Annotated in this window: 7 protein-coding genes; 1 reads left to right on the plus strand and 6 read right to left on the minus strand. The window is 65.0% G+C overall.

The genetic code is table 11. From position 1 onward, the window contains the following. Positions 1-99 precede the first annotated feature (99 nt). From rnhA to ispH, 3 genes are read right to left on the minus strand one after another with little or no spacing between them, the layout of a single operon-like run. Positions 100-561, minus strand: a complete 462-nt coding sequence (gene rnhA / locus H8B02_RS24060; protein ID WP_171947839.1) for a ribonuclease HI — start codon at positions 559-561, stop codon at positions 100-102. After that, a complete protein-coding gene (locus tag H8B02_RS24065) occupies positions 549-1,526 on the minus strand; it encodes a homoserine kinase (protein ID WP_229168561.1) in 978 nt (325 codons plus the stop codon). Before H8B02_RS24065 ends, rnhA begins: the two co-directional genes overlap by 13 nt. Before the next feature lie 5 nt (positions 1,527-1,531). Continuing rightward, positions 1,532-2,506 (minus strand): 4-hydroxy-3-methylbut-2-enyl diphosphate reductase, encoded by a 975-nt coding sequence (gene ispH, locus H8B02_RS24070; protein WP_092118785.1) that lies wholly within the window; start codon positions 2,504-2,506, stop codon positions 1,532-1,534. Between the two features lie 229 nt (positions 2,507-2,735). On the opposite strand from ispH, the gene H8B02_RS24075 reads away from it, so the two are divergent. After that, a complete protein-coding gene (locus tag H8B02_RS24075) occupies positions 2,736-3,431 on the plus strand; it encodes a DUF1013 domain-containing protein (RefSeq protein ID WP_050405544.1) in 696 nt (231 codons plus the stop codon). Positions 3,432-3,459: 28 nt separating this feature from the next. Here H8B02_RS24075 and H8B02_RS24080 read toward each other — a convergent pair whose 3' ends face one another. The 3 genes from H8B02_RS24080 to H8B02_RS24090 form a co-directional block, all read right to left on the minus strand. Beyond that, positions 3,460-4,659, minus strand: coding sequence for an acyltransferase family protein (locus tag H8B02_RS24080; protein ID WP_229168562.1), 1,200 nt, complete (start codon positions 4,657-4,659; stop codon positions 3,460-3,462). Positions 4,660-4,764: 105 nt separating this feature from the next. Continuing rightward, entirely contained in the window at positions 4,765-5,037 is a 273-nt protein-coding gene (locus tag H8B02_RS24085; protein WP_229168563.1) for a hypothetical protein, read from the minus strand. A gap of 288 nt (positions 5,038-5,325) precedes the next feature. Beyond that, positions 5,326-6,576: AMP-binding protein (locus H8B02_RS24090; RefSeq protein ID WP_229168564.1), on the minus strand; the 1,251-nt coding region annotated here is incomplete at its 5' end.

Consider the following 6,576-nt stretch of genomic DNA (forward strand, 5'->3'; position numbering starts at 1 on the left):
GCTTCGTGCCGGGCGGGGCGAGTGATGGGTTTCGCTTCGCTCTACCCATCCTACACAGTTACCCACCCTACGCAGCCGGTATGCGGCGCGCCCGTACGCCTACCCCTTCAACCTCGCCATCGCCACGCCTTCGCGCGCCAGCTCGTCGGCGCGTTCGTTCTCGGCGTGGCCGGCATGGCCCTTGATCCAGTGCCAACGCACCTCGTGCGGCTTCAGCGCGGCGTCGAGGCGCTGCCACAGCTCGACATTCTTCACCGGCTTCTTGTCGGCGGTGCGCCAGCCATTGCGCTTCCAGCCGTGAATCCATCCGGTGATGCCCTGGCGGACGTACTGGCTGTCGGTGGTGAGGTCGACCACGCAGGGCTTCTTCAGGGCTTCCAGCGCCGAGATCGCCGCCATCAACTCCATGCGGTTGTTGGTGGTGTGCGCCTCGCCGCCCTTCAATTCCTTCTCGACGTCGCCGAATCTGAGGATCGCGCCCCAGCCGCCCGGTCCGGGGTTTCCGGAGCAGGCACCATCGGTAAAGACGATTACATGCGGCTTGTCGCTCACGCCACGCATCCTGCCGGCGTGATGCCGTAGTCGTTGATAGCAGCGACGTTCTGGTGGAAGCGCAGCTTGCGGACGTATTCCAGCGGGTCCTTCGGCTGCACCAGCGCACCCGCGGGCACGTTGAGGAAATCGACCAGGCGCGTCAGCAGGAAACGGAGCGCGGCGCCGCGCGCGAGCAGCGGCAGCGCGGCCTCTTCAGCCGCCGACAATTGCCGCTCGCGGTAGGCATTGAGCAGCGCGCGCGCCTTGGTGACGTTGAAGGAATGATCCGGCTCGAAGCACCAGGCGTTGAGGCAGATCGCGACGTCGTAGGCCAGGATGTCGTTGCAGGCGAACGGAAAGTCGATCAGGCCCGAGAGCTTGTCGCCGAGGAAGAAGACGTTGTCGGGAAACAGATCGGCATGGATCACGCCGACCGGAAGGCCCGCCGGCCACGAGGCCTCGAGATGATCGAGCTCGCGTGCGATGAAGTCGCGCAGACCCGGCTGCACGCTGTCGGCCCGCGCGGCGGCGAGATCGAACAGCGGTCGCCAGCCGGAGACCGACAGCGGATTGTTGCGGACCAGCGGAAAGTCGCGGCCGGCCAGATGCATTTTCGCCAGCGCCTCGCCGACGCCTGAGCAATGCGCCACGTTCGGCCGCCGCGGCCACACGCCTTCGAGGAAATTGATGATCGCAGCGGGCCGGCCGGCAAGCCGGCTGTAGACCTCGCCCTTGCGGTTGCGCGCCGGCTGCGGGCACGACACCCCGCGCTCGGCGAGATGCGCCATCAGCGACAGGAAATACGGCAGGTCGTCCTCGGCCACGCGCTTCTCATAGAGCGTGAGGATGTAGGCGCCCTGGCTGGTGTGCAGCAGGAAGTTCGAATTCTCGACGCCCTCGGCGATGCCCTTGTAGGAGAGCAATTCGCCGATGTCGTAGCTCTTGAGGAATTCCGCGAGGTCTTCGGCGGCAACGTCGGTGTAAACCGCCATATGGTCTATTCCGCGGCGGCAGCGTCGGGCCGCAGCGAACGCGGCAGCGGGAAGAACTCGTTCTCTTCCGCGGCCGAGACCGTCTCCACGTGAAGCTCGAAGCGCTCGGCGAAGGCGCCCATGATCTCCTCGACGATCACTTCCGGCGCCGAGGCGCCCGCGGTGATGCCGAGGCTCGTGATGCCTTCGAACCTGCTCCAGTCGATGTCGCTGGCACGTTGTGCAAGCACGGCAATGGGACAGCCCTCGCGCTCGGCGACCTCGCGCAGGCGTTGCGAGTTCGACGAGTTCGGCGCGCCGACCACGATCAGGGCATCGACGACCGGCGCCACCTTCTTGACCGCCAGCTGGCGGTTGGTGGTGGCGTAGCAGATGTCTTCCTTGTGCGGACCGTTGACGTTCGGGAAGCGCTGCTTGAGCAGCGCTACGATCTCCGCGGTGTCGTCGATCGACAGCGTGGTCTGGGTCACGAAAGCGAGGTTGTTGGGGTCCTTCGGGACGAAGGTCTTTGCATCCTCGGCGGTCTCGATCAGGGTCACGGCGCCGACCGGGAGCTGGCCCAGGGTGCCGACCACCTCGGGGTGATGGGAATGCCCGATCAGCAGGATCTCGCGGCCGCGCTTGAAATGGATCGCCGCTTCGCGGTGGACCTTGGTCACCAGCGGGCAGGTCGCGTCCAGCGAGAAGAAATTGCGGGATTTGGCCTCGGCCGGAACCGACTTGGGAACACCGTGGGCCGAAAATACCACCGGCGCGTTGGTATCGTCGGGGATTTCGGCCAATTCCTCGACGAAAATGGCGCCTTTGGTCTTCAGGCTGTCGACCACATACTTGTTATGGACGATTTCGTGCCGGACATAGACCGGGGCACCATAAATGGTGAGCGCGCGTTCGACCGTATCGATGGCGCGGACCACCCCGGCGCAAAAGCCGCGGGGGGAACAAAGCACGATTCTAAGATCGGGTTTTTTCGCTGACATCAGGCTGTCTCGGGGCAATCTCGGGACCGAATCACCCCTCGCCGGCGGGCGGGGAACGGCCAGTTAGGATAAGGACTTGGGACTGCTTTCGGGCGCTGTCAAGGCGATTTTGCTGGCCCATTGCGCCATTCCCCCCGGAGGGCTTATATAGGCCCTATAATTCCCGTCATCGCCGATGACTACCAGCTTCGCCTCGACAGAGGTGGGCGAAGCACAAAGGAGATTTGCCATGAGCAACGCACCGCTGATGCCGAAGGCGACTGCCGTGTGGTTGGTCGATAATACCGCCCTGACGTTCGATCAGGTGGCCGATTTCACCAAGATGCACCCCCTGGAGGTCCGCGCCATCGCCGACGGCGACGCCGCCCAGGGCATCAAGGGCATGGACCCGATTTCCAACGGCCAGCTGACCCGCGAGGAGATCGAGCGCGGCGAGCGGGACCAGAACTACCGCCTCAGGCTCCAGGAGAGCAAGGTGGTGCTGCCGACCGCCGCCAAGAAGAAGGGCCCGCGCTATACCCCGGTGTCGCGCCGCCACGAGCGGCCGAGCGCGATCCTCTGGCTGGTCCGCAATCACCCCGAGCTGAAGGACGCCCAGATCATGCGTCTGGTCGGCACCACCAAGACCACGATCGCGAGCGTGCGTGACCGCACCCACTGGAACGCCTCGACCCTGACCCCGATGGACCCGGTGACGCTCGGCCTGTGCTCGCAGATCGAGCTCGATTTCGAGGTGCAGCGCGCCGCCAAGGAGAAGCCGACCACGACCGTCTACGGCGGCGCCACGCTGCTGCCGGCCTCCGAGACCACGCGCAAGGACGAGCTGGACGATCAGCCGATCGAGCGGCACGACGATCTCAATGTCGATGCCGTGTTCGCCAAGCTGAAGACGATCGGCGGCAAGAAGGCCGACGACGAAGAGTAGGCGTCGGCTCCGTTTCGCGAAGATCGGACTACAAAGCGCGGCGGGCAACCCGCCGCGTTTTTGTTTGCGGCACAAGCAGCCTTGATCCCGCGAGCCGGTGGCCCGCCTTCGCCCACCCGAACGAGAAGCGGCGATGGGCGAAATCGAGCAGCGGACGTTCGAAATAGCGATAACTGAGGGCGCACAGCCCGAACGTCAGCGCGAGCGCGCCGAAGGTCAGCGAGATGCCGGCGAGGCTCCCGACTGTCCTCGGTTGATGCAGCACGGCGAACAGCAGGTACAGGATGACGTGGTGGGTGAGATACGCCGCGTAGGACGTCCTGGCGAAGAAGGTCGCGACCGAACTGCGCAGCAGCGCGAGTTTTGGCGAGCCGCGATTGTCCAGAACGACGAACAGCAGAGCACCGAAGAAGATCTCGACCTGCGTGTGCGAGAACGCCACCGACCAGCGCTTCCATCCGAACAGCCACAGCAGGGGAAGCGAAATGCTCGACCATTCGAGGATGGCGGCGACGCGTCTGGAGACCTCGGCATCCGGCTTGCGATAGAGGCGCCACCAGGCGATCAGCGCGCCGATCGCAAGCGAATCGATCCTGAATTGCGGCAGCACGTACCAGCCGTAGGCGTCCGGCAGCGCGCTATCGATCAGGCGTCCGATCGGACAGATCAGGATCGGCACGAGCAGGATCGCGAACAGCCGCTCGGACGGGATGTTCCGGACCAGCAACGGAAACAGCAGGTAAAACTGCTCCTCGATCGCGAGCGACCAGGTTACGGCCAGAAAGTAGGCGCCGTCAGTCTGCGCCTTGGCCATGCCGAAATTCTGCAAGCCGAACAGATACAGCCAGCCGGGCACGCCCCTGGTGTCGAACAGATCAGGGCTTAACGAAAAATACCAGCCGATCGCCGCGCAACCGCACATCAGGTAGTAGAGCGGCCAGATGCGAAACGCACGCCTGCCGTAGAAGGCCGAGTAATATCGTTCGGCCGCGCGGTGGCGCAGCAGAATATCCGTGATGAGATAGCCGGACAGAATGAAGAACAGGTCGACGCCGAAGCGGCCGACATGCAGCAATTTCCATGGCAAGCCCTGCGGACCGTCCGGCGCGCCGAAATAGTGCCAGATGACGACGATCAGCAACGCGATCGCACGCAGCCCGTCGAGCTCTCCGATCCTGTCACGCTCCAACGCGAGCTCGCCTTCCACAAGCACAGGACCTGGTCTCATCCAAAACAGCCGCTCGTGATCGCATGCGGCGCGCCGATATCTTGCCGGAATTCGGCCCGGCGGCCGACCACGCATACCTCACCGGACGGGCGGTGACCATGGCGCCTAGTGACGATCCGGATTGTTCATCATGTATTCGCCGAGATCGCGCTGCCGCCGATCGGTGCGGGCTTCGGCATTCTGACGCTGGACGTCGCGATCCTTGCGGCAGGCGACATATTCGGGCGAGCCGACCGCGACCTTGCCGTTGCCCTGGCAGTACTGATCGTCGTCGCCCATGCTCTCCGCGATCGGCGATCGGCCGCGCTCGAGGCAGCCTGCCAGCAGCGGCAGTGCGAGCAGCAATGCAAGAGGCGCGCGTGCGGAAATGGATCGCATCCGGTGGTCCGTATCTCGTGGCATATGACAGGAAAGGCCGGGATGACCCGGCAATCCATCAAAATCAAGGCCATTTTGCTTCCGAATGCGCAGGTCTTGTTCCGCGCGTGGCGACCTCAGGCGCGGGAAGTGCCAGCGCTCCCTCGCCCCGCCCTTGCGGGGAGAGGGTTGGGGTGAGGGGCCGCCTCCACAAAATGAATGCAGCGAGTGTGCGGAGACTCCCCCTCACCCGGATCGCGTTACCATGCGATCCGGCCTCTCCCCGCAGGCGGGGCGAGGCGACAAGAGCTACGCCTTGCCCTTCAGCGCCTCGCCTATTTCGTCGAGCACCTTGGGGTCCTCGATCGTTGCCGGCATGGTCCAGGGCTCGCCGTCGGCGATCTTCTTGATGGTGCCGCGCAGGATCTTGCCGGAACGGGTCTTCGGCAGCCGCGCCACCGTGATCGCGAGCTTGAACGCGGCGACCGGGCCGAGCTTCTCGCGCACCAGCGCCACGACCTCCTTCTCGACCTGATCGGGCGCCTTGGTGACGCCGGCCTTCAGCACCAGGAAACCGCACGGCACCTCGCCCTTGATCGCATCCTTGATGCCGAGCACGGCGCATTCGGCGACATCGGGATGCGAGGCGAGGATCTCCTCCATGCCGCCGGTGGAGAGCCGGTGGCCGGCGACATTGATGATGTCATCGGTGCGGCCCATCACCCAGACATAGCCGTCCGCGTCCTTGTAGCCGGCATCCGAGGTCTTGTAGTAGCCGGGGAATTCCGTGAGATAGGCGTCCCTGAAGCGATCGTCCTGCTGCCACAGCGTCGGCAGGCAGGCCGGCGGCATCGGCAGCTTGATCACGATCGAGCCCATGGTGCCCGCGGGGACCGGCTTCGCCGCCTCGTCGACGATGTCGACCTGATAGCCCGGCATCGGCACCGTCGGCGAGCCGTGCTTGACCGGCAGCATGCCGAGCCCCACCGGATTGCCGGCGATGCACCAGCCGGTCTCGGTCTGCCACCAGTGATCGATGACCGGCACCTTCAACTGCTGCTCCGCCCATTCCACCGTCGGCGGATCGGCGCGCTCGCCGGCGAGGAACAGCGTGCGGAAGCGCGAGAGGTCGTAGCTCCTCAGCAGCTTGCCCTCGGGGTCTTCCTTCTTGATCGCACGGAATGCGGTCGGCGCGGTGAAGAAGGCAACCGCCTTGTGCTCGCTGATCACGCGCCAGAACGCGCCGGCATCCGGCGTGCCGACCGGCTTGCCCTCATACATGATCGTGGTCGCGCCGTGGATCAGCGGGCCATAGACGATGTAGGAGTGGCCGACCACCCAGCCGATGTCGGAGCCGCACCACCAGATCTCGCCCGGCTTCACGCCGTAGAGATTGTGCATCGACCATTTCAGCGCCACGAGATGCCCGCCATTGTCGCGCACCACGCCCTTCGGGATTCCGGTCGTGCCCGACGTGTAGAGGATGTAGAGCGGATCGGTCGCGGCGACCGGCACGCAGGGCGCCGCCTTGCCGGCGCCGAACGCCGCGCGGCGCAATGT

The sequence above is a fragment of the Bradyrhizobium altum genome (assembly GCF_020889705.1).
GTDB classification, from domain to species: Bacteria; Pseudomonadota; Alphaproteobacteria; order Rhizobiales; family Xanthobacteraceae; genus Bradyrhizobium; species Bradyrhizobium altum.

Excerpts from the sequence above, each read along its gene's own strand:
- rnhA (WP_171947839.1), bottom strand. The coding sequence starts at position 561 with ATGCGTGGCGTGAGCGACAAGCCGCATGTAATCGTCTTTACCGATGGT.
- H8B02_RS24065 (WP_229168561.1), bottom strand. The coding sequence starts at position 1,526 with ATGGCGGTTTACACCGACGTTGCCGCCGAAGACCTCGCGGAATTCCTC.
- ispH (WP_092118785.1), bottom strand. The coding sequence starts at position 2,506 with ATGTCAGCGAAAAAACCCGATCTTAGAATCGTGCTTTGTTCCCCCCGC.
- H8B02_RS24075 (WP_050405544.1), top strand. The coding sequence starts at position 2,736 with ATGAGCAACGCACCGCTGATGCCGAAGGCGACTGCCGTGTGGTTGGTC.
- H8B02_RS24080 (WP_229168562.1), bottom strand. The coding sequence starts at position 4,659 with ATGAGACCAGGTCCTGTGCTTGTGGAAGGCGAGCTCGCGTTGGAGCGT.
- H8B02_RS24085 (WP_229168563.1), bottom strand. The coding sequence starts at position 5,037 with ATGCGATCCATTTCCGCACGCGCGCCTCTTGCATTGCTGCTCGCACTG.